Source organism: Kordiimonas marina, assembly GCF_023006325.1.
GTDB lineage: Bacteria > Pseudomonadota > Alphaproteobacteria > Sphingomonadales > Kordiimonadaceae > Kordiimonas > Kordiimonas marina.
In genome coordinates, this window is the sequence record NZ_JAINDF010000005.1 from 351,233 (window position 1) to 371,061 (window position 19,829).

General features: G+C 62.2%; 19 protein-coding genes. 13 read left to right on the forward strand and 6 right to left on the reverse strand.

All coding sequences use genetic code 11. The annotated features are described in order from the left end of the window. Positions 1 to 91 precede the first annotated feature (91 nt). Together K6118_RS13370 and K6118_RS13375 are read left to right on the forward strand one after the other, a co-directional pair. A complete protein-coding gene (locus K6118_RS13370) occupies positions 92 to 631 on the forward strand; it encodes a sigma-70 family RNA polymerase sigma factor (protein ID WP_247120887.1) in 540 nt (179 codons plus the stop codon). Further along, positions 628 to 1,296, forward strand: coding sequence for a ChrR family anti-sigma-E factor (locus tag K6118_RS13375; RefSeq protein ID WP_247120889.1), 669 nt, complete (start codon positions 628 to 630; stop codon positions 1,294 to 1,296). The genes K6118_RS13370 and K6118_RS13375 overlap by 4 nt, the downstream gene beginning before the upstream one ends. A gap of 7 nt (positions 1,297 to 1,303) precedes the next feature. Here K6118_RS13375 and K6118_RS13380 read toward each other — a convergent pair whose 3' ends face one another. After that, positions 1,304 to 1,684: an EthD domain-containing protein gene (locus K6118_RS13380; RefSeq protein WP_247120891.1), complete on the reverse strand. Its 381-nt coding sequence runs from the start codon at positions 1,682 to 1,684 to the stop codon at positions 1,304 to 1,306. 75 nt (positions 1,685 to 1,759) lie between these two features. Here K6118_RS13380 and K6118_RS13385 point away from each other — a divergent pair, with 75 nt between their 5' ends. The 6 genes from K6118_RS13385 (at position 1,760) to K6118_RS13410 (ending at position 7,532) form a co-directional block, all read left to right on the forward strand. Further along, on the forward strand, positions 1,760 to 2,113 hold the full coding sequence (locus K6118_RS13385; protein WP_247120893.1) for a MerR family transcriptional regulator: 354 nt from the start codon (positions 1,760 to 1,762) through the stop codon (positions 2,111 to 2,113). Between the two features lie 198 nt (positions 2,114 to 2,311). Then, positions 2,312 to 2,797 (forward strand): TlpA disulfide reductase family protein, encoded by a 486-nt coding sequence (locus K6118_RS13390; protein ID WP_247120895.1) that lies wholly within the window; start codon positions 2,312 to 2,314, stop codon positions 2,795 to 2,797. 16 nt (positions 2,798 to 2,813) lie between these two features. Then, the gene (locus tag K6118_RS13395) at positions 2,814 to 3,032 is read left to right on the forward strand and encodes a DUF4266 domain-containing protein (RefSeq protein ID WP_247120896.1); all 219 of its coding nucleotides are present in this window, start codon (positions 2,814 to 2,816) and stop codon (positions 3,030 to 3,032) included. After that, positions 3,023 to 4,435 (forward strand): DUF3570 domain-containing protein, encoded by a 1,413-nt coding sequence (locus K6118_RS13400; protein WP_247120898.1) that lies wholly within the window; start codon positions 3,023 to 3,025, stop codon positions 4,433 to 4,435. Before K6118_RS13395 ends, K6118_RS13400 begins: the two co-directional genes overlap by 10 nt. A 98-nt stretch (positions 4,436 to 4,533) precedes the next feature. Then, entirely contained in the window at positions 4,534 to 5,457 is a 924-nt protein-coding gene (locus tag K6118_RS13405) for an FAD:protein FMN transferase (RefSeq protein WP_247120900.1), read from the forward strand. A 32-nt stretch (positions 5,458 to 5,489) separates the two neighbouring features. Continuing rightward, a complete protein-coding gene (locus K6118_RS13410) occupies positions 5,490 to 7,532 on the forward strand; it encodes a protein-disulfide reductase DsbD family protein (protein ID WP_247120901.1) in 2,043 nt (680 codons plus the stop codon). Here K6118_RS13410 and K6118_RS13415 read toward each other — a convergent pair. Then, on the reverse strand, positions 7,529 to 8,317 hold the full coding sequence (locus K6118_RS13415) for a COG4705 family protein (protein ID WP_247120903.1): 789 nt from the start codon (positions 8,315 to 8,317) through the stop codon (positions 7,529 to 7,531). The genes K6118_RS13410 and K6118_RS13415 overlap by 4 nt on opposite strands. Before the next feature lie 180 nt (positions 8,318 to 8,497). On the opposite strand from K6118_RS13415, the gene K6118_RS13420 reads away from it, so the two are divergent. The 4 genes from K6118_RS13420 to K6118_RS13435 all read left to right on the forward strand — a co-directional run bounded on the left by K6118_RS13420 (position 8,498) and on the right by K6118_RS13435 (position 15,015). Continuing rightward, positions 8,498 to 10,849 carry a hypothetical protein gene (locus K6118_RS13420; RefSeq protein ID WP_247120904.1) on the forward strand — a complete coding sequence of 784 codons (2,352 nt, stop codon included), beginning with the start codon at positions 8,498 to 8,500 and terminating at the stop codon, positions 10,847 to 10,849. A 79-nt stretch (positions 10,850 to 10,928) separates the two neighbouring features. Then, positions 10,929 to 12,851 carry a tetratricopeptide repeat protein gene (locus K6118_RS13425; RefSeq protein ID WP_247120906.1) on the forward strand — a complete coding sequence of 641 codons (1,923 nt, stop codon included), beginning with the start codon at positions 10,929 to 10,931 and terminating at the stop codon, positions 12,849 to 12,851. A 10-nt stretch (positions 12,852 to 12,861) separates the two neighbouring features. Further along, positions 12,862 to 14,406, forward strand: a complete 1,545-nt coding sequence (locus K6118_RS13430) for a hypothetical protein (protein WP_247120908.1) — start codon at positions 12,862 to 12,864, stop codon at positions 14,404 to 14,406. A gap of 126 nt (positions 14,407 to 14,532) precedes the next feature. Then, a complete protein-coding gene (locus tag K6118_RS13435; protein WP_247120910.1) occupies positions 14,533 to 15,015 on the forward strand; it encodes a MarR family winged helix-turn-helix transcriptional regulator in 483 nt (160 codons plus the stop codon). 23 nt (positions 15,016 to 15,038) lie between these two features. Here the strand turns inward: K6118_RS13435 and K6118_RS13440 are convergent, their stop codons facing one another. The 4 genes from K6118_RS13440 to K6118_RS13455 form a co-directional block, all read right to left on the reverse strand. Next, entirely contained in the window at positions 15,039 to 15,992 is a 954-nt protein-coding gene (locus K6118_RS13440) for an Hsp33 family molecular chaperone HslO (protein WP_247120911.1), read from the reverse strand. Positions 15,993 to 16,031: 39 nt separating this feature from the next. After that, positions 16,032 to 16,973 carry an ornithine carbamoyltransferase gene (gene argF / locus K6118_RS13445; protein WP_247120912.1) on the reverse strand — a complete coding sequence of 314 codons (942 nt, stop codon included), beginning with the start codon at positions 16,971 to 16,973 and terminating at the stop codon, positions 16,032 to 16,034. 57 nt (positions 16,974 to 17,030) lie between these two features. After that, positions 17,031 to 18,221: an aspartate aminotransferase family protein gene (locus K6118_RS13450; protein WP_247120914.1), complete on the reverse strand. Its 1,191-nt coding sequence runs from the start codon at positions 18,219 to 18,221 to the stop codon at positions 17,031 to 17,033. 171 nt (positions 18,222 to 18,392) lie between these two features. Further along, positions 18,393 to 19,217, reverse strand: a complete 825-nt coding sequence (locus K6118_RS13455; RefSeq protein ID WP_247120915.1) for an ABC transporter permease — start codon at positions 19,215 to 19,217, stop codon at positions 18,393 to 18,395. Positions 19,218 to 19,356: 139 nt separating this feature from the next. Here K6118_RS13455 and K6118_RS13460 point away from each other — a divergent pair, with 139 nt between their 5' ends. Continuing rightward, a complete protein-coding gene (locus tag K6118_RS13460; protein ID WP_247120917.1) occupies positions 19,357 to 19,773 on the forward strand; it encodes a GcrA family cell cycle regulator in 417 nt (138 codons plus the stop codon). Positions 19,774 to 19,829 lie beyond the last annotated feature (56 nt).

Below are 19,829 nucleotides of genomic sequence, written 5' to 3' on the forward strand. Positions count from 1 at the left end.
GCTGACGCCTATGCTGTTCCTGACAGGTCCGGTCTTTGCCGGTCGTCAGGATGGGGTCCTACTTATTCAGTCCAGGTCACATATAGACGAAATGAGCCCGGAAGAGCTGATAGCGCGGGTCGCGGCGCATCGGGACCGGGCGGCGTTCAAGGCGCTGTTCGGCCATTTCGCGCCGCGGCTCAAGTCCTACCTCATCACCCTCGGGCTTGATGACGAGAAGGCCGGGGACCTGATGCAGGAAACGCTGGTGTCCGTATGGCAGAAGGCGGCGCAGTTCGATGCCGCCAAGGCGCGGGCCTCGACCTGGATCTACCGCATCGCCCGGAACAAATTCATCGATCACACAAGGAAGATGAAATATCCGGAAGTGGATGCCGACGTGCATCTGGCCAGTTTCGCTGCGCCCGAAGAGACCGACAGGCCGGTGATCGACGGCCAGCGCGCGGCGCGGACCGTGGCGGCGCTCGACCGGCTCAAGCCCGCGCAGGCCGAGGTGATCCGCCTGTCCTTCTATGAGGAACTGAGCCACAGCCAGATCGCCGACAGGCTGGACCTGCCGCTCGGCACGGTCAAATCCCGCATCAGGATCGCGTTTGAGGCGCTGAGACGCGAGCTGGGAGAATTGCAATGACGACAGAGGTGAAGCAGATGCCGGGCCTTCTCCCGGATGAATGGCTGGTCTCCTACGCGGCAGGGGCGCTTACGGAAGCGCAGGCGCTGGTGGTCGCGACCCATGTCGGCTATCACCCGGCGCTTCAGGCAAGGTTGGCCGAGGCCGAGGATATCGGCGGCGCGTTCCTTGAGGAAAGCGCCCCGGCCCAAATGGACGACGATGCCTTCGAGGCCCTGATGGCGCGGATCGATGCCGCGCCCGAACCTGCCGCGCCGGCACCGCTTCCCGCGGGGGACGAGGACCTGCCCGCACCGCTCCGCCGCTATCTCGGCCGGACGCTCGACAGCCTGAAATGGCGCACCATGGGCCCGGGCATGAAACAGCATAAGCTGGCGAACGGCCCGGGCGGCGAGCGCCTGTGGCTCCTGCGCGCGCGCGGCGGTACCGCCATGCCGGTCCATGACCATAGGGGCACCGAATTCACCCTCATCCTGCGCGGCAGTTACCATGTGGGCGACCAGCATTTCACCCCGGGCCTTATGGAAGTCGCCGGGCCGGAGGTCAAGGACCACCAGCCGATGATCGACGAAGGCGAGGACTGCATCTGCCTGGTGGTCACCGACGCGCCGATCCGCCTCCACAGCCTGATCGGCCGCATGGTCCAGCCCTTTATCGGTCTTTAAGTCGCCCTCAGCGGAGCGGCACGATCTCGCGTTCGGTCCCGTACCAGAGGTGCGAACGCGTAAGGTCCACGAACTGCTTCTCATCCGCGATCAGCGCCTGAAGCGCGGCCAGTCCTTCGGGGGTTTCCCGCGCTGCGCGGTGGTCTTCAAGACTGTCCCACCACAGCTCGGCACAGCCGTCATAGTCGGCGGGCAGCGCCCCGCGCCCGGCCCTGAGCGCTTCCTGAAGACCCGCATTTTCCAGGGGTGCCGTCTGGATATAGCGGCGGATATGCAGCACCTCGGCGTGTTCGCGGACGAGGGCGGCGTGGGTGGTGCGCCAGTGATGGTCAAATTCCATATGGCTCAGCTGCGGGGCACGGCGGACGAGCATGGTCAGTTTCAGCATGGAAAATCCTTTCATGAGCGAATGCCAGCCATGCTACAGTCTGACAGTGCTGTCAGGGTCAAGAGGAGACGCGCCATGCAGATCGGTGAGCTTGCAGAACGGTGCGGCGTCAGCGTGCGCATGTTGCGCTATTATGAGGCCGAAGGGCTCCTCAATCCCGCGCGCACGCCGTCCGGCTACCGGGATTTTGATGCCGGGGATGTGGAAACCGTGCGCCGCATCGTCATGCTGAACCGCGCCGGGCTGACCCTTTCCACCATCCGCACCCTGTTGCCGTGTGCCCGGGAAGGCGGGGACGGTTTCGAACCCTGCGCGGCCTTCAAAGCCAGCCTTTCCGCGAAGCTTCAGGACCTCGACCGCCAGATCGAGGCGCTTCAGGGCAGCCGTCAACTGGTTGCCACCTACCTTGCCGAGGCGGAAAAAGACTGACCCCGAAGGCACTTGTGCCGTCCCTTTGAATCTTTTTTTGAAAAAATATCGTCTCCGGGTGGGGGGGATGGTTTTTTCGCGGCGTCCCATGAAAGTCCACCCTCCTCCGGGTGGTGTTTTTCGTGTGGGCCCGGTCCCGCCGTCCTCTCGGGCGGTTTCCTCCTTCCCCGGCCCACCAAAAAGGGAGCCATGTCAGACATGAATTTTCCTCGTATGCGTACCTGGGTGCTGAAAGGCATCCTTCCGCTCTTCGCCGCGGCCGTACTTCTGGCGGTCCAGGCTCCGGGCGCACGCGCCGACGATCCGGCGCTCGACCTCAGCAAGTATCGCGGCAAGGTCGTCTATCTTGATTTCTGGGCGTCCTGGTGCGGCCCGTGCAAGCTGTCCTTCCCGTTCATGAAAAGCCTCAGCTACCGCTATCTGGACCGCGACCTCGCCGTTGTGACGGTCAACCTCGACCATTCCAAAGGGGCGGCCGAACGCTTCCTGAAGAAGATGGGCGCCACCCTGCCGGTGGTTTTTGACAGCAAGGGCAAGATCGCCCGCGCTTACAAAGTCGCCGATATGCCGACCTCCTTCCTGATCGACCGGAACGGCAAAATCCGCTTCACCCACAAGGGATTCCACACCGACCAGGAGGAGGATTACCTCGCCCAGGTCGACCAGCTCGTCCGCGAGCAATGACATGAGGATCAAACAGATGAAAAAAACCATATTGGTTTGCGGCCTTTTGGGGGTCGCATCGTCGCTTAGCGCCTGCGCCACCGTGCAGCCGTGGGAGCGCGATGTTACCGCGCGTGAGTCGATGCAGCTCAACAAAAACCCGAACATGACGGCCGCCAACGAACACATCTATTTCAGTAAGGAAGCGTCCGCAGGCGGCCGCAGCTATGACGGCGGAGGCTGCGGATGCAACTGAGTGACACCAGCAAGGGCCGTATCGGCGCCACGCTATGCCTGATGACCGCGAACCTGTTCGCGGCCACCGGCGTGCACGCCCAGGTCACATCGGACAGCACCAACAACCCGTCGGCGCCTGACGCCGCCCAGGTGCAGAACGCCTATGATCAGCCGGCAAGCGAGCCGGGGACGACCACGATCGACAGCGCCATCCTTTTCTATAAGGAAAACGGTGGCCGCGTGCAGGCGATCGAGCCGATGATCTCCTTTGTCCAGAATGATGAAGATGGCGATGTCTATTCCGCGCGGCTGACCTATGACAGCCTTACCGGCGCTACACCGAACGGTGCCGCGCCCTGGAAGACGACCCAGACCTTCGTCAAACCGGCCTATGTCACGGGCGAAGGCCACACGACCACCCGCGCGTCAGGCGGTGTGACGGTCACCAACCCGGTCACCGGGGCGACCGAAGTTCAATATACCGCAGCCCCCTATGCGCTGCCGCTCGACACCGGCTTCCATGACCGGCGCTGGGCAGTTGACCTTGGCTATGCGCACCAGCTTTCGTCGCGCACCAAGATCAACTTCGGCGTCAATGGCTCGCATGAGCAGGATTATCAGTCCTATTCGGGCCGCTTCGGGATCGCGCAGGACTTCAACCAGAAGACCACCACCGTTTCCCTCGGCGTCAATTACGAGCATGACATCTCGAAGCCCTTCTACGGCACCCCGACCCCGCTTACCTGGATGAGCGGCGCCATGAAGGACGGGTCGCGGTCCAAGAATGTGCTCAGTCTCGTTGCCGGTGTCACCCAGGTGGTCACCCGGAACTGGCTGGTGCAGCTCAACTATAGCTACGGGCACGTCAGCGGTTATCAGACCGATCCCTACAAGCTGATCTCGGTGGTGAACCCGGTGACCGGCGCGCCCTACAGCTACATGTATGAATCGCGTCCCGAAAGCCGGACCCGTCATGCCGTCTATCTGGGCAGCAAGATGGCGCTGGGGTCGTTCGTGACCAGTATCTCAGGCCGCTATTATCACGATAGCTGGGGGATCGACTCGATCACGGGCGAACTGTCGGAGCACATTCCGGTCGGCGAGCGTGCTTATCTCGAACCCGGTGTGCGCTATTACCACCAGTCGGCGGCGGACTTCTTCGCCTACTATCTGCCGTGGAATATCGTCAAACCGCAGTATGCAAGCGCGGACAGCCGTCTCGACAGCTTCAACGCCATAACCCTCAGCCTGTCCGGCGGCTACAAGCTGACCGACCAGGTTGAATTCTACGGCATGGTTCAGAGCTACCGTCAAAGCAAGGCAGGCACCAAGGGTACCTTGCCCGGCCAAGACAGCAGCTTGAAATTGTTTGCAGGTCCGAACGCCGTGAGCGTCCTGACCGGCTTCAAGTTCAAATTCTGACCAAGCCGCAGGGTCGGCCGCGGCAAACCCCCGCTCGCGGCCGGCCCCATTATCACCATAATTGGGCGCCTTGGTGTGCCCGGAGATGAAACCAACCGATGCCGGACGATATGAAATCCGTTCCCCGCATACAGAAGGCGTCCCAGAAAGCGGCGAAAGCACGCAGGGTGAAGCCCTACACCTTCATGGCGATGAATTCGCCGTGCGAGGTGCAGGTGGACTGCGATGACCAGGCCCTTGTGGACAGGCTCGGCGCGATCGCCGAGGCGGAAGCCGCCCGGATCGAAGTGAAATACAGCCGCTACAAACCGGACAGCCTGCTCTCGGCTGTGAACCGCTCGAACGGGGAACCGGTCAAGGTGGACACGGAAATGCGGGCGCTCCTCGACTATGCCGACGCCTGCTACACGCTTTCAAACGGCCTCTTCGACATTACCTCCGGCGTGCTCCGCCGTATCTGGCGCTTCGGCAAGGACAATAAGGTCCCGACCGACGCCGAAGTCGCGGCGCTGTTGCCGCTTATCGGCTGGGACAAGGTGACGCTCACGGGTGACACCATCACCCTGCCGCCGGGCATGGAGATCGACTTCGGCGGTCTCGGCAAGGAATATGCGGTCGACCGTGCGCTGATGCTGGCGGCGGCCCAGACCGACAAACCCGTGCTCGTGAATTTCGGCGGTGACCTCCGGGTCTCAGGCCCGCGCCGCGATGGCGGGGCCTGGCGTATCGCCATTGAATCGGTCGACCCGTCCCGCACCAGTGAAGGCATGCTGGAGATCAAGTCCGGCGCGCTGACCACCAGCGGCGACGCCCGGCGCTTCATCCTGCAGGGCGGTGTGCGCTACGGCCATATCCTCAATCCGCGGACCGGCCGCCCGGTTATGGGCGCGCCGCGCTCTGTCACCATCGCCGCCGGGACCTGCCTTGAGGCCGGTATTATGTCCACCCTGGCCATGGCCAAGGGGGAACGGGCGGAAGCCTTCCTGCGTGAAGAAGGGCTCGCCGCCTGGGTGCTCAGGTAAGGCTGCGGCCCATATTTAAGGGAACCAACTCTATGTCTCGTTTGCTTCTGGCTTTCCTGCTTCTTCTTATTCCAGCGCGCGCTGTCTTTGCTGCGCCGTCGGCCGAGGGCCGGCACTATAAAGCGCAGCTCGTGGCGGAAACCATGAGCGCGAAGCCCGGCGCTGCCTTCCATATGGCGCTTGTGGTCACACCCCAGAAGGGTTGGCATATCTATTGGTCGAACCCCGGCGAGTCCGGCTATGCGCCCGGGCTGGACTGGACGCTCCCCAAGGGCATGACCGCCGGGAAAGTGCAGCATCCGGTGCCCCAGCTCATGTCGCTGAGCGGCATCGTCTCCAACGTTCATGAAGGCGAAACCATCCTCCTCCAGGACCTCACGGTCCCGGCGTCGGCCAAGGCTGGCAGCCTCCTCAATCTCGCGCTCGACCTCGACATGCTCGTCTGTTCGGAAAGCCGCTGTGTGCCGGACCCGCTTAGCCTCGACCTCACCACCGAGGTGGGGAACGGTGCCATAAACCCGGACGGGGCGGCCCTGTTCGCCCGTGCCCGCGCCAAGCTGCCGGTGCCGCTTGCGAAGGCTGCGGAATTCAAAGTGGCAGGCGGTCATATCCGCGCCTTCCTGCCCGGCGTCAGCCTGAAGGCAGGGGACAAGGCCCATCTGTTCGCGGGCAAGGATATGGTGGTCAAGGAAGACGCACCGGAAGCTTTCGCAGCCGCCGAGGGCGGGCTTTTGGCGACGCTCACCAAAGGCGATGTGCCTGCGGGGGACAGCTTCGGTGGTGTGCTCCGTATCGATGGCGCCAACGGTACCCGCGCCTATAGCTTCAGTGCCGCACCGGTGAAGACCCTACCGGCCGCGGTCACCGCGCCGAAAGCCGCTGCGCTCGGCGCCGGGTTCTTCGCGACGCTGGGGGCCGCCATCCTCGGCGGGCTTATCCTCAACCTGATGCCGTGCGTGTTCCCGATCCTCAGCCTCAAGGCGCTGGCGCTTGTGCGCGCGGGTGGCGACGACCGCGAAGCCCGGGTCGAAGCCATCGGCTATAGCGCCGGTTCGATCGGCGTCATCCTCGCGCTCGGCGCCACGCTCCTCATCCTCAGGAGCGGCGGGCAGGCGCTTGGCTGGGCGTTCCAGCTTCAGGACACCCGCGTGGTGATCCTGCTGCTTCTTCTGGTCACCGGCATCGCCACCAACCTCGCCGGGCTGTTTGAGCTGCCTGCCCTCAATGTCGCGGGCAGCGGCAAAAGCGGCTTCATGGGCTCCATGAGCACCGGGGCGCTGGCCGCCTTCATCGCCACGCCCTGCACCGGGCCTTTCATGGCGGGGGCCTTAGGGGCCGCCATGCTGTTGCCGCCCCTGGCCGCGATGTCGATCTTCTTCGGGCTCGGGTTTGGCCTCGCTTTGCCGTTCCTCGCGCTCGGTTTCATCAAACCGATGCGGGCCTGGCTGCCGAAACCCGGCGCCTGGATGCAGAAGCTCCGGCAGATTCTTTCGATCCCCATGTTCGCGACCGCGCTCGGTCTCGCCTGGATCATCGGGCGCCAGGGCGGCGTCAACCTGATGGCGGGCGCGCTCGCCGCAGCGCTCCTCTTCTCCCTCGGCCTGTGGTGGTACGGCATGCGCCAGTTTTCTGACAAGAAAAGCTGGCCCGTTCTGGTGCCTGTCCTCGGTGCGCTCATTCTGTCGGTCAACCTGACTGGGTCGGTCATGCCGGAAGCGCAGGCCGCGACCGGCAAGGAAGATATGGCCGCGGTGCCGTTTTCCGCCACCAAGCTCGCCGACCTCCGGGCCGAAAAGAAACCGGTCTTCCTCTATATGACCGCCGACTGGTGCCTCAGCTGCAAGGTCAATGAAGCGACCAGCCTGTCGTCCGCGACGGTTGCGAAAGCCTTCGATAAAGCCGGAGTTACCGTCATGCGCGGCGACTGGACCAAGGGCGACCCGGCGATCACCGCTTTCCTCAAGACACAGGGCAGCGCCGGGGTGCCGCTCTATCTGTGGTATCCGGCGGGCGGGCAGCCGAAAAAGCTGCCGCAGGTGCTGACACCCACCATGCTCACCTCGCTGGTCAGTTAAGCGGTTTCCTTGGTCTCGCCGGGGTGTTCCCCGGCGCGGCTCGGGAAAATCAGGATGCAGGCGACCATGAAGGCGAGGAGCGCGGCCGTTGCCGAATAGCGGCTGAGCGCCAGCCCGCCGTTTGCGATCGGTTTATCCAGGAAATCCCCCAGCACAGCGCCCATCGGCCGGGTCAGGATGAAGGCCGCCCAGAAGAGCGTGACCTTGGAAACGCCTGAGCGGAAATGCAAAAGCGCGAGCACGGCCAGCGCGGTGCCGAAAATCACCATGCCGCCACTATAGCCGGGGGTATAGCCGAAGATGCTGCCGTCCGCCGTCCAGTCCCCGAGCGCGGTGCCCAGCGTCTGCGAAAACATGATGGTCACCCAGTAGAACATCTCCACCTTCGGGGTCGCGACCGTATTGACCGACACGGTGCCGAGCGTGCGGTGCCAGACGAACAGGCTGAGCCCGAGGAGGATCAGCAGCAGCGTGCTGCCGCCCGCGTACCCGATGCCGAGCGAGCGGTCGGCGAAGTCCGCCATCGTGGTGCCCACGGTCGTCGTTGCGATGATCGTCGCCCAGTAAAGGAACGGGTGATATTTCGGTGCCCGGATCTGGATCATCACTAGGAGGATAAACAGCGCCCCGAAGATGACGGTGCTCACAAGATAGCCAAGCCCCATCGACATGGAGACGGCATCGCCACCGGTCTCGCCGAGCGTGGTCGCGGCGATCTTGATCAGCCAGAAAATGAAGGTGACCTCGGGAACTTTGCTAAGCGTTTTTTCGGGGGCGTTGGTCATTCTGTGGGCTTCCTTTCGGAACGGTGGACGAACAGGCGGTTTCATGTGAAACTGTTGCAGGTGCAACAGTTCGAGGGACCGGATGCAACAGGTGCGGACGGTCAGATGTTGCTCCCTAATTACTATAGTCCCTCGGGACCGGAACCAAGGATAGTCAGCCGGACGCGCTGGAACAAGACCATGCCCCAAACCATTACTCCGCCCGCCATCACACCCGCAAGCCAGGATGATCTCCGTCTTCTCAACGCGCTTGAGAAGAAGGTTCTGTGGCTCGCAAGCTATATGATCCATAACGCCAACCATTTGCGGCCATCTCGTGACGGGCTCAAGGTCGGTGGCCATCAGGCGTCGTCGGCGTCCTTGGTTTCCATCATGACCGCGCTCTATTTCCATGCCATGCGCGCCGAGGACAGGATCGCGGTCAAGCCGCACGCCTCGCCGATCATGCACGCGATCATGTATCTGATGGGGCGGCAAAAACTGGAGGCTCTTCAGGCCTTTAGGGGGTTCGGCGGCGCCCAGTCATACCCCAGCATCACCAAGGACAAGACCGATGTGGACTTCTCCACCGGTTCGGTCGGCATGGGTGTGGCGGCGACGCTGTTCAACAGTTTGGTGCAGGATTATGTCGTCGACCACGGCTGGATGAAGGAAAGCCAGACCGGCCGGATGATCGCGCTCGCCGGTGACGCTGAGTTCGACGAAGGCAATATTTTCGAATCCCTCCTCGAGGGCTGGAAACACCGGGTCGGCAATCTGTGGTGGGTGGTGGACTATAACCGCCACAGCCTCGACGGCGTGGTCGACGATGCGCTCTTCGACCGTATCCGCGGCGTGTTCGACAGTCTCGGCTGGCAGGTTACGCCGCTTAAGTACGGCAAGAAACTGCTGGCCGCACGCGACGGCCCGGCGGGGGAAGCGCTCCTCGACTGGATCGACCGCTGCCCGAACCAGCTTTATAGCGCGCTCACCTACCAGGGCGGGGCCGAATGGCGCCACCACCTGGAGCTGGACCTCAAGGGCGCAAGCGGCATCAAGGCATTCCTCGATGCCCATGATGATGAGGCGCTTCAAGGGGTTATGACCAATCTGGGCGGCCATGATATGGCGACGATCACCGAAGCGTTTGCCGGTGCCGACGATGGCGCGCCGCACTGTTTCATCGCCTATACGATCAAGGGCTACGGCCTGCCGCTCGCCGGTCATAAGGATAACCACGCGGGGCTGATGAGCCCGGCCCAGCTTGAAAGCCTGCGGGCGAGCCTCGGTGTCCCCGAAGGCCGGGAATGGGACAAGTTCGCGGGGCTTGAAACCGATGAGGCCGTGACCAAGGCCTTCATCGCGAACGCCCCCTATCAGGCGCGCAAGAAACCGGCGAAGCCCGGCCCGGTCATCGAGGCACCGGAAATTGCCGCACCCACGGATGACCAGCAATCGACCCAGGAAGCCTTCGGCAAGATCATGTTCGCGCTCGGCAAGGGTGACAGCACGCTCGCTGAGCGGATCGTCACCACCTCGCCGGACGTGACGTCTTCGACCAACCTCAGCGGCTGGGTGAACCGGCGCAAACTTTACGCGCTCGAAAATGTCGCCGATGTCTTCAAGGACCGGCGTATCCCCTCGGCGCAGATCTGGACCAAGGGGCCGTCCGGCCAGCATATCGAGCTGGGGATCGCGGAGAACAACCTGTTCTCGCTCCTCGGTCAGCTTGGCTTGTCGGAGCGTCAGTTCGGTACCCGGCTTATCCCGGTCGGCACGCTTTATGACCCCTTCATCGCTCGCGGGCTCGATGCGCTCAATTATGCGCTTTACCAGGGTGCGCGCTTCATGCTGGTGGCGACGCCGAGCGGCATCACGCTCGGGCCGGAAGGCGGGGCGCACCAGTCGATCAACTCGCCGCTCATCGGCATGAGCCAGCCGGGCCTGGTCTCGCTTGAGCCGTCCTATGCCGACGAGCTCGCGGTCCAGATGGCCTGGGGCTTCGAGCATATGCAGAAGCCGGGCGGCAGCTCGGTCTATCTGCGGCTGTCCACCCGTAAGCTCGACCAGCTGCCGCGCACGCTGACGGCGGAACAAAAGGCCGATATCTGTGCGGGGGCATACTGGCTCCGTGCGCCCCGGCGCGATACCCGCGGCGTGATTGTCTACACAGGTGCGCTGGCGCCCGAGGTCATGCTGGCGGCTGAATCGCTGGCCGGGCGGGAACGGGGCTTGGCGATCCTCGCTGTCACTTCCGCCGACCTCCTTTATAAAGGTTGGGCGGCCCATGCCCGCGCGGGCGCGACCGGTGAAAACACGCCGGTCAGCCACATCGAAACCCTGTTCGCAGGCCTGCCGCGTGATGCCCGGCTGATCACGGTGTGTGATGGTCATCCGCTCACGCTTTCCTGGCTCGGGACCGTGGGCGGCAATCCGGTTACGCCGCTTGGTGTTGAGGCCTTCGGGCAAACGGGTGACTTGCCGGATCTTTACCGGCATCATCATCTGGATGCGCAGGCGATTGTTTCGGCTTATACGGATTGGGTACGCTAAGGTTTAGGGGAGCCGACTTACCGCTTGAGCCAAAGCGCCGTATAATGCTATGGCCCGAGGGTGTAAGAAGGCTTTCTTGATGAAAAAATCCACATTGACCGTACTGGTCCTCGGTGTCCTGAGTTTAGATGTTTGGCTGAGTTTAAGCCTGTTACATCCGCACCAGCGCACGATCCGCGATATCTACAAGGAGGCTAAAGCCGGCAATGCCGCCAGCCAGTATGATGTCGGCGTCTATTATTTCGAGGGCCGGTATGGCGGGCGCAACCTCTCCGAAGCCGTCAAATGGTACCGCAAAGCCGCTGAGCAGGGCTATCCTGCCGCGCTCAACAACCTTGGACTGATGTACCGGAACGGCTGGGGGGTCAGGCGTGACCTCGCCCATGCGGTGGCGCTTTATACCCAGGCGGCGGAAGCCGGTGACCCGGCGGGGGCGTCCAACCTGGGCGGCATGTATCTGGACGGTATCGGTGTTAAGCGCGACTATCAGGCTGCGATCAAATGGACGATGAAGGCGGCGGAGAAGGGTCAATCCTCGGCCGAACATAATCTGGGCCGGATCTATCAGGAAGGCCTGGGCGTCAAAGCCGATCTCGATAAGGCCCGCGAATGGTACCAGAAGGCGGCAGACCATGGCTTTGCCGCATCTCAATATAACCTGGCGCTTCTCTATCAATACGGCAAAGGCGTTAAGGCTGATTTCGAGAAGGCGCGCGTGCTTTACGAAAAGGCGGCGAAGCAGGGCATGCCGGACGCCCAAAATAACCTCGCCAGCTTCTATTTCAACGGCCAGGGTGTGAAGAAGGACGTGCCCAAGGCGATGGACCTGTTCAAGAAGGCGGCGGAAGGCGGGTTCCCGCTCGCGTGGCAGAACCTCGGGCAGATCTACCGGGACGGTACGGCGGTCAAGCAGGATTTCGGCAAGTCCTTCCTGGCTTACCGGGAGGCGGCGCGCGCCGGGCTGCCGGGGTCGCAGTTCCAGCTGGGCATCATGTATGCCCGGGGCCTTGGGGTCCCGCAGGACCTGAAGCAGGCGGTCGTCTGGTATAAGAAAGCGGCGGACCAGGGGCTGGCGAGCGCCAGCAATAACCTGGGCGCGCTTTATCTGCAGGGCGCAGGCGTCCCGAAGGACACCAAGAAGGCGGCCGCGCTTTTCGCGGAGGCGGAAAAGGACGGCTATCTTCTCGGTACTTTCAACCTCGCCAACCTTTACTATAGCGGCCAGGACGGCAAGCGCGACCTGAAGAAGGCCCGATCCTATTACCTGCAGGCGGCCAAGGCTGGCAACCGCAGCGCCCAGTTCGACCTCGGCCTGATGTCCTACCGCGGTGAAGGCGCGCCGGCCGACTATGTCGCCGCCCTTTACTGGTTCAAGAAAGCCGCGGCGCAGGGGCATATGGATGCCGCCTATAATGTCGGCCATATCTATGACCGTGGTCTTGGCGTGCCGCAGGATTTCAAAGAAGCGCTCAAATGGTTTGAGAAGGCGGCGGCGAAGGGTAACGGGCTCGCGCTCACCAACCTCGGCATCTATTACGGGGCGGGCCGCGTGGTTGAACGTGATAGCGACAAGGCCTTCAAATATACCGAGAAAGCCGCCCTTCAAGGCGAGCGGCAGGCCGAACAGAACCTGGGCTATTTCTATGAAAACGGTATCGGCACACCGAAGGATATTCAGAAAGCGGTGGACTGGTACGAAAAGGCGGTCCGGCAGGGACAGCCTTTGGCCGCGCTGCGCCTGTCTGCGATCTACGGCACCGGTGTCGGCGTAAAGGAGGACGATATCGAGGCGCTCAAATGGTATGTGCTGGCCCGCCAGCTCGGCGTTAAGTCTTCCAAGGTCGACCTTGCCCGCTTGCAGGCGGCGATGACGCCGGATGAGATCAAGGCCGCGCACGCAAAAGCCAAGGCTTACTGGGCCCAGCATCTGCGCCCGAAGGATTGCAGCCGCGGCGGCTGTGTCTTCTGGACAGACATGCCGGAAGCGGCCCAGAAGGGCTGAGGATAAGGGAATGGCGATGCAGCTAAAGACGATGCGGGCGGCGTTTCTGGCCGGGATTATGGCGCTCTCTCTTGCGGGGCCTGTGCTGGCTGCGCCCCAGGCAGATGACAAGCCTTTGCCACCGCTCCAGACGGTCTGGCACCGGTACGATACCCTCACGGATGCCGGGAAGTATCAGCAGGCGCTCAAGGAAATGACGGCCTTTGCCGCCGATACCCGCCGGGCTGGCCGCGAACGCGCGCGGATTTACGGCATGACCGCGGTCCTGTGCACCAAGGTGAAGGATGATGCCTGTTTCCGCACCAATATCGCCAACGCGCTCAAGGCGGACCTGCAGGTCGGCCATTTCATGGACGCGCTTCTTTTCAGCGATTCGCCCGATAAGGATCAGGCGATCGAAAGCTTCCTGTGGCTGGTCCAGAACAAGAGCTCCATGCTTGGCGGCATTTCCGTCCGCAAAATCTGGCAGTATCTGCGTCACTTCGAAAAAGCGAAGCATGAGGACAAGGCCTATACGCTGCTGAAAATCCTGCATGACAGTGGCTATACCGGGGACAATAAGGGCGCCACGCCTGAATATCTGTGGTTCGAGCTCGCCCGGCTTCAGCTGAAACGCGGCGATACGGCGGCGGCGAAGGCGCTTATTCAGCACACCCAGTTTGGCGCCGACGCCTATATCCGCGCTTGGCAGGACCGCGACTATGAAGGTCTGTGGCCGACCTTGGAGAAAGACCCGCGCTTCACCCCTGACAAGCTTCTGGATACCGAGCTTAAACTGGCGGCGCTTGATCAGGCGCGTGCCCAGAAAGAAGGCTGGGAATCCTGGCTGGGGGCGCGGCTTGGACTTGTCCAGGCCTACCGCGCGGCCGACAACGCCGAGGAAGCGGTCATGGCCGCCGAACAGACGCTCGACGCCGTGCCGGATGCGGACAGGAAGAGCGAAAATTATTACTGGGTCCAGAACGAGCTCGCCTACGCCTATGAGGATGCGGGCCGGGTCGATGATGCGCTCACCTTGATGGCATCTGTCATCAAGGGGGACCTGAAAACCTCCCCCAGCCTCATCAACCAATATATCAATTATGGTGAGATGTTGTGGCGCCACGGCCGGGATGAAGAGGCGCTGAAGGCGGCCGATAAAACCCTGGTGGACGGCAAGGGCTATGTGTCGGATTTTGGCGCCTATTGGGCGAAAGCCAGCAAGGTGTGCGCGCTTCATTCGCTGGGGCGGGCCGCAGACGCCGACGCGATTTATGGCCCGCTCTATAAGTCGGCCAAGACCAACTATAGCGCCGTCACCATGGCGGCGCTGTGCCTCGGCCGTGAAGACGATGCGGCGACGCTCTATAAAACCCGGTTGGCGTCCGAAGATGACCGCTCAACGGCGCTTCTGGCCCTCAGCCGGTTCCGCACGTCCGGCAAACCTGACGAAGCGACCAAGCTGCGCGCCCTGGTGGACAAGATCGCCGCGCGCCCGGACGTCCAGAAGGCGGTGAAGGCCGTTGGCCGCCTTGGCGACTGGAATTTCGCCTTCAGCTATTGGGGTGAATTTTAAGCCGTATCCGCTTATCGAGCCTCAGGGCCGGAAGGGAATGGCATTGCGCCTTATGGACTTTGCCGCTAAGTCAGGACAGGCAAAGGCGAGGGCCATTTGGGGGCCATGTCTACTGGTGGACTGTCCATGAGCGATTATGACGATATCCTGATTTTGATCCGGCGCATCATGCGGGCCGTGGACCTGCAGTCGAAACAGCTGGTCAAACAGTCCGGGCTGACTGCGCCGCAGCTTGTGGTGATGCAGTCTCTCCGCCGTCACGGCAAGGTGGCGCCGAGCGTGGTGGCGCGTCATGTTGCGCTCAGTCAGGCGACGATCACATCGATTCTGGAGCGGTTGGAAAAAGCGGGCCTTGTGCGCCGGGAACGGTCCGAAACCGACAAGCGTGTGGTGTATGCCACGCTGACCGAGGAGGGGATGCGCCGCCTTGAGGACGCGCCCGAGCTGTTGCAGGCGGGTTTCCTGCGCCAGTACCGCAAGCTGGAACCGTGGGAGCGGTCGATGCTGGTGAGCTCGTTGGAGCGCATCGCCAGCATGATGGATGCCGAAGGCATCGACGCGTCGCCTATCCTTGAGGTTGGTGAGTTGGATACACCCCGCTCGGCTTAAGGGCCAAGCCCGTCCGCGTACCCTCAGGCTTTGCTGCTTTGGGCTTCTTCAGGCAGAAAATCGAACGTCTTGTTGCAGAACTGGCAGTTGACGCCGATTTTGCCATCAACCGTCATATGGTCGATGTCGTCCTGGCTGAATGTCCCGAGGACGGCCAGCAGCCGGGCCCGGTCACAGCGGCAGCCCTTGACCACATGGGAGGCGTCAAAGACGCGCACACCGTCCTCGTTGAACAGCCGGAACAGAAGCTGGTCCAGGTCCAGTTGCGGGTCCAGAAGCTCCTCGGTCTTGACGCTGTGCATCAGCGTGGAGGCGCGGTTCCAGTGTTCTTTCGTCTCGCGGTCGAGGATGCGCTCGCGCCCCGCTTCGCCGCGGGCCAGATGCTGAACCATGATACCGCCCGCGCGCCAGTTGCCGGTGACCGGGTCACGGTCGCAGCGCAGGCGCATCTCGGTCGGCGTCTGTTCGGAATTCATGAAATAATTGCGCGCCACTTCGGACAGGGTTTCGCCCTGCAGGTCCACGATGCCCTGATAGCGTTCCATATCCTTGCCCTGGTCGATCGTCAGCGCCAGGTAACCGTTCTTGCTGCCGATCAGGCCGTGGAAGCTCGGGTTCTTGCCGTAGGTGGCCAGTTTGTCCTCATTGATGTCGGCATAGCCGCGCAGGTGCCCGGTGCCGTCGGCCTTCAGCTCATAGTCGGTGACCATCATCGGCACCGCACCATCTGACTTGGTCTGGATCGTGACGATGCCTTCGAACTTGAGCATGGACCCCAGAAGGCTTGCCAGCACCAGGAGCTCACCGAGGATACGCGCCACCGGTTCCGGATAGTTGTGGGCACGCAGGATCTGGTCCGCGACCGTACCGAGCCTGACGGCGCGGCCGCGCACATCCATGCCCTCAATGCGGAACGGGCGGATCTCGTTATCCCGGCTGCCTTCCGGGTCCTTGATGACAATCGGCGCTTCAGTCATGGCCTTCGGTTCACTCTAATTACGGGACCTCCGGAAAGGTCAGATTTTGCCCAAACACCAGGCGACGACAGCTTTCTGCGCGTGCAGACGGTTTTCGGCTTCGTCCCAGATGACGGATTGCGGGCCGTCGATCACTTCTGCGGTCACTTCCTCGCCGCGGTGGGCGGGCAGGCAGTGCATGAACAGGGCGCCGTCGGCGGCATGGGCCATCAATTGGGCATTCACCTGATAAGGTTCAAGGGTCTCCATGCGGCCGTCGTTCGGGTCGTCGCCCATCGACACCCAGGTGTCGGTAAAAACAACCTCGGCGCCCTTGATAGCCGCGACAGGGTCTGTGGTGACGGTGATATTGCCGCCTTCGGCGTGGGCCCAGGCCAGGGCCTCCGCGTTAGGCGACAGCGTATCCGGGCAGCCGAGCGTGAGCGGGAAGTCGAACTTCACCGCCGCTTCGATAAGCGAGGTGGCGACATTGTTGCCGTCGCCGAGCCAGGCCATGGGGCGGCCGGAGACCGAGCCCAGATGTTCCTCAATCGTCATCATGTCGGCCATCAGCTGGCACGGGTGCGACCGGTCGGTCAGCGCGTTGATCACCGGCACGCTGCCCATTTCCGCAAGCTCCACCACCGCATCGTGGGATTTGGCGCGGATCATGATGGCATCGACATAGCGGGACATGACGCGCGCGGTGTCGGCCACTGTTTCACCGCGGCCAAGCTGCATGGAGCCGCCCTGCAGCACGAGGGATGAGCCGCCGAGCTGCTGCATGCCCATTTCGAAGCTGATACGCGTCCGGGTCGACGATTTCTCGAAAATCATCGCGAGCGTATAGCCCTCAAGCGGGGCGCCTTCGTCGACCGCGCCCTTGGGCAGGCCGCGGCGTGCAGCTTTCCATCGTTTTGCCGTGTCCAGGATGTGGTGGAGCACATCGGCTGGAATATCCTTGAGATCGACAAAATGGCTGTTCGGCTGCACGCTACTCATTCACTTGGTTCCTATTTTGAGGCCGGCCCCCAAACCTGAATTCAGGGGCCGGTGTGATTAACTCGGTATCCCGTTTTTCCGCCAGTCTTCGAAGGCGGCGTCGTAAATTTCCATCGCTTCGTCGATGTGGCTTTCCTCGACAATCAGCGGCGGCAACATGCGCACGACCATGTCGCCGGCAACGGCAGGCAGGAGGCCGCGTTCGGTAAAGTCGAGCGTTGCCGCTTTGGTGGGTACGTCAGGCAGGCGGATACCGGCCATCAGGCCCATGCCGCGGACTTCCTGGATAAAGTCACCATGGCGCTGCTGAAGCGCGGCCAGGCGGCCCTGAAGCAGATCACCCATTTGCTTGACCCGCGGCAGGAATTCCGGCTTGAGCATTTCGTCCATGACCGCGTTGCCGACAGCCATGCCGAGCGGGTTGCCGCCGTAGGTGCTGCCGTGGGTGCCGACGGTCATGCCGGACGCGGCGTCTTCGGTGGCGAGGCAGGCGCCGAGCGGGAAGCCGCCGCCGATCCCCTTGGCCGAGGTGACGATATCGGGCGTGATGTCCGACCATTCGTGGGCGAACAGCTTGCCGGTCCGGCCCATGCCGCACTGGATTTCATCGAACACGAGCAGGAGGCCGTTTTCGTCGCACAGGTCACGGAGCGCACGCATGACATCGACCGGAACCGGGCGGATACCGCCTTCGCCCTGGATCGGTTCAACCATGATGCCGCCGGTCTCGGGGCCGATCGCGGCCTTGACGGCTTCAATGTCGCCGAAGGGCACAACGTCGAAGCCACCGGGCAGCGGGTCGAAGCCCTTGACCAGCTTTTCCTGGCCCGCGGCGGCGATGCCAGCCAGCGTGCGGCCATGGAAGGCCGACGACATGGTGATCAGCCGGTGCTTGCCCTTGTTGCCTTTGTCATAATGGTATTTGCGTACCATCTTGATCGCGCACTCGATCGCCTCGGCGCCCGAGTTGGTGAAGAAGACCGTGTCGGCGAACGAGTTGTCGACAAGGCGTTGGGCCAGTTTCTCGCCGAGCGGGATACGGTAGGTGTTCGCGGTGTGCCACAGCTTGTGCGCCTGGTCACACAGCGCATTCACCAGCGTCGGGTGGCAATGACCCAGGCACATGACGCCGATGCCGGCGTAGAAATCGAGATATTTTTTCCCGTTTTCGTCAAAAAGATACATGCCTTCCCCGCGCTCGAAAGCGATAGGAACCCTGGCATAGGTTGGCAACAGCGGCGTAATCACAACGAATCTCCCTCAAAATTCGGCCCTGGTACAGGCTGCGACGTCTTCTTGTGGCGTCTCAGAAAAGCGTGTGGCCGGAGGCATTATCGCGCACCGGCCAGATCGTCGGAGAGGATGCCTCTGCCCCCAAAATATGTCAATGGAGCACAGCGGCTATTTTGGCCCTTTTTCTTAGGCTTTCAGCCGGTAACCGCTTTTGAACACCCGGTAGACCCAGAAGGTCAGGATCAGGTTTATGGCGAGGGTATAAAGAACGCCGACCATCAGGTTGCTGTCGGCTTTGTCGATGAAGCCGTAGCGGAAGCCGTCGATCAGGTAAAAGAACGGGTTCAGGTGCGACATGGTCTGCCACGCGGGCGCCAGCCGTTCGATCGAATAGAAGGTGCCGGAAAGAAGACTCAAGGGTGCTACCACAAAGTTGGTGATGGCGGCGGTATGGTCGAATTTCTCAGCCCAGATGCCAGTCAATACACCGATGAGCGACAGCATGGTGCTGGCGGCCACGGCGAAATAGACCACGGCCCAGACATGGGCGATCGTCATGCTGACGCCAGGCATGACCAGAAAGGCGGTGCCGACCGCCATGCCGACAACCAGACCGCGGGTCATCCCGCCGCCGACGAAGCCGACGGTCAGCTCCAGCGCGGACAGGGGCGGCATCAGCGTGTCGACAATATTGCCCTGCACCTTGGAGATGATGAGCGACGAAGACGTGTTGGCGAAGGCGTTCTGCAGCATGGTCATCACAATGAGACCGGGGGCCAGGAAGGTGCTGTAGGACATTCCGGCGATATGCCGACCCGACCCGCCAAGCGCCAGCGTAAAGATAATCATATAGAGAATCGTGGTGATGGCGGGGGACGCCAGTGTCTGTGCCCACACCTTCATGAAGCGACGGGTTTCCCTGAGATAAAGGGTCTTCAGACCCAGCCAGTTGACCCGGCCAATGCTTCTGGTACCCGGCAGTGGATACGCGTTCTCAGCCTCTGCCTGCATGTGTTCGCTCCTAATTTTCACGTCGGCAACACCATATGGGGACGTATGAGGCCTTGGCAAGTGCCCCTTGGGGACGATATAAGCGGGGAAAGCCATTAGTGCAGATGAAAAAAAGTAAACACACACATAAGGAATGACCATGGCCTGGACGGACGAGCGCATTGATCAGCTCAAAAAGCTTTGGGATGATGGCCTGAGCGCAAGCCAGATTGCAAAAGAACTGGGTGAAGGCGTGACCCGTAATGCCGTGATCGGCAAGGCACACCGCCTTGGCCTCAAGTCGCGTCCGTCGCCGGTGAAGTCCGACAAGGAAAAGAAACCGGCCGCGCCCAAGAAAGTGGTCAAAAAGGCAGACAAGAAGCTGGTTACGCTGCTCGACCTGAGCGACCGTATGTGCAAGTGGCCGCTCGGTCATCCGGGTGATGCCGACTTCCATTTCTGCGGCAAGCAGTCCGAACCGGGGATGCCTTACTGCGCAGGGCACTGTGCGGAAGCCTATCAGGCGCAGCCGCCCCGTCGTGACCGTCGGCAGACCCCGCGTCCGCCGATCATGTAAGGCGTTGAAGCCCTATCCCGGCTTCGATCACAATTTTGCGAACCTATAGCGCTTGC

Excerpts from the sequence above, each read along its gene's own strand:
- K6118_RS13425 (WP_247120906.1), top strand. The coding sequence starts at position 10,929 with ATGAAAAAATCCACATTGACCGTACTGGTCCTCGGTGTCCTGAGTTTA.
- K6118_RS13420 (WP_247120904.1), top strand. The coding sequence starts at position 8,498 with ATGCCCCAAACCATTACTCCGCCCGCCATCACACCCGCAAGCCAGGAT.
- K6118_RS13455 (WP_247120915.1), bottom strand. The coding sequence starts at position 19,217 with ATGCAGGCAGAGGCTGAGAACGCGTATCCACTGCCGGGTACCAGAAGC.
- argF (WP_247120912.1), bottom strand. The coding sequence starts at position 16,973 with ATGAGTAGCGTGCAGCCGAACAGCCATTTTGTCGATCTCAAGGATATT.
- K6118_RS13440 (WP_247120911.1), bottom strand. The coding sequence starts at position 15,992 with ATGACTGAAGCGCCGATTGTCATCAAGGACCCGGAAGGCAGCCGGGAT.
- K6118_RS13395 (WP_247120896.1), top strand. The coding sequence starts at position 2,814 with ATGAAAAAAACCATATTGGTTTGCGGCCTTTTGGGGGTCGCATCGTCG.
- K6118_RS13400 (WP_247120898.1), top strand. The coding sequence starts at position 3,023 with ATGCAACTGAGTGACACCAGCAAGGGCCGTATCGGCGCCACGCTATGC.
- K6118_RS13415 (WP_247120903.1), bottom strand. The coding sequence starts at position 8,317 with ATGACCAACGCCCCCGAAAAAACGCTTAGCAAAGTTCCCGAGGTCACC.
- K6118_RS13460 (WP_247120917.1), top strand. The coding sequence starts at position 19,357 with ATGGCCTGGACGGACGAGCGCATTGATCAGCTCAAAAAGCTTTGGGAT.
- K6118_RS13380 (WP_247120891.1), bottom strand. The coding sequence starts at position 1,684 with ATGCTGAAACTGACCATGCTCGTCCGCCGTGCCCCGCAGCTGAGCCAT.
- K6118_RS13375 (WP_247120889.1), top strand. The coding sequence starts at position 628 with ATGACGACAGAGGTGAAGCAGATGCCGGGCCTTCTCCCGGATGAATGG.
- K6118_RS13385 (WP_247120893.1), top strand. The coding sequence starts at position 1,760 with ATGCAGATCGGTGAGCTTGCAGAACGGTGCGGCGTCAGCGTGCGCATG.
- K6118_RS13410 (WP_247120901.1), top strand. The coding sequence starts at position 5,490 with ATGTCTCGTTTGCTTCTGGCTTTCCTGCTTCTTCTTATTCCAGCGCGC.
- K6118_RS13390 (WP_247120895.1), top strand. The coding sequence starts at position 2,312 with ATGAATTTTCCTCGTATGCGTACCTGGGTGCTGAAAGGCATCCTTCCG.
- K6118_RS13435 (WP_247120910.1), top strand. The coding sequence starts at position 14,533 with ATGAGCGATTATGACGATATCCTGATTTTGATCCGGCGCATCATGCGG.
- K6118_RS13405 (WP_247120900.1), top strand. The coding sequence starts at position 4,534 with ATGCCGGACGATATGAAATCCGTTCCCCGCATACAGAAGGCGTCCCAG.
- K6118_RS13430 (WP_247120908.1), top strand. The coding sequence starts at position 12,862 with ATGGCGATGCAGCTAAAGACGATGCGGGCGGCGTTTCTGGCCGGGATT.
- K6118_RS13370 (WP_247120887.1), top strand. The coding sequence starts at position 92 with ATGAGCCCGGAAGAGCTGATAGCGCGGGTCGCGGCGCATCGGGACCGG.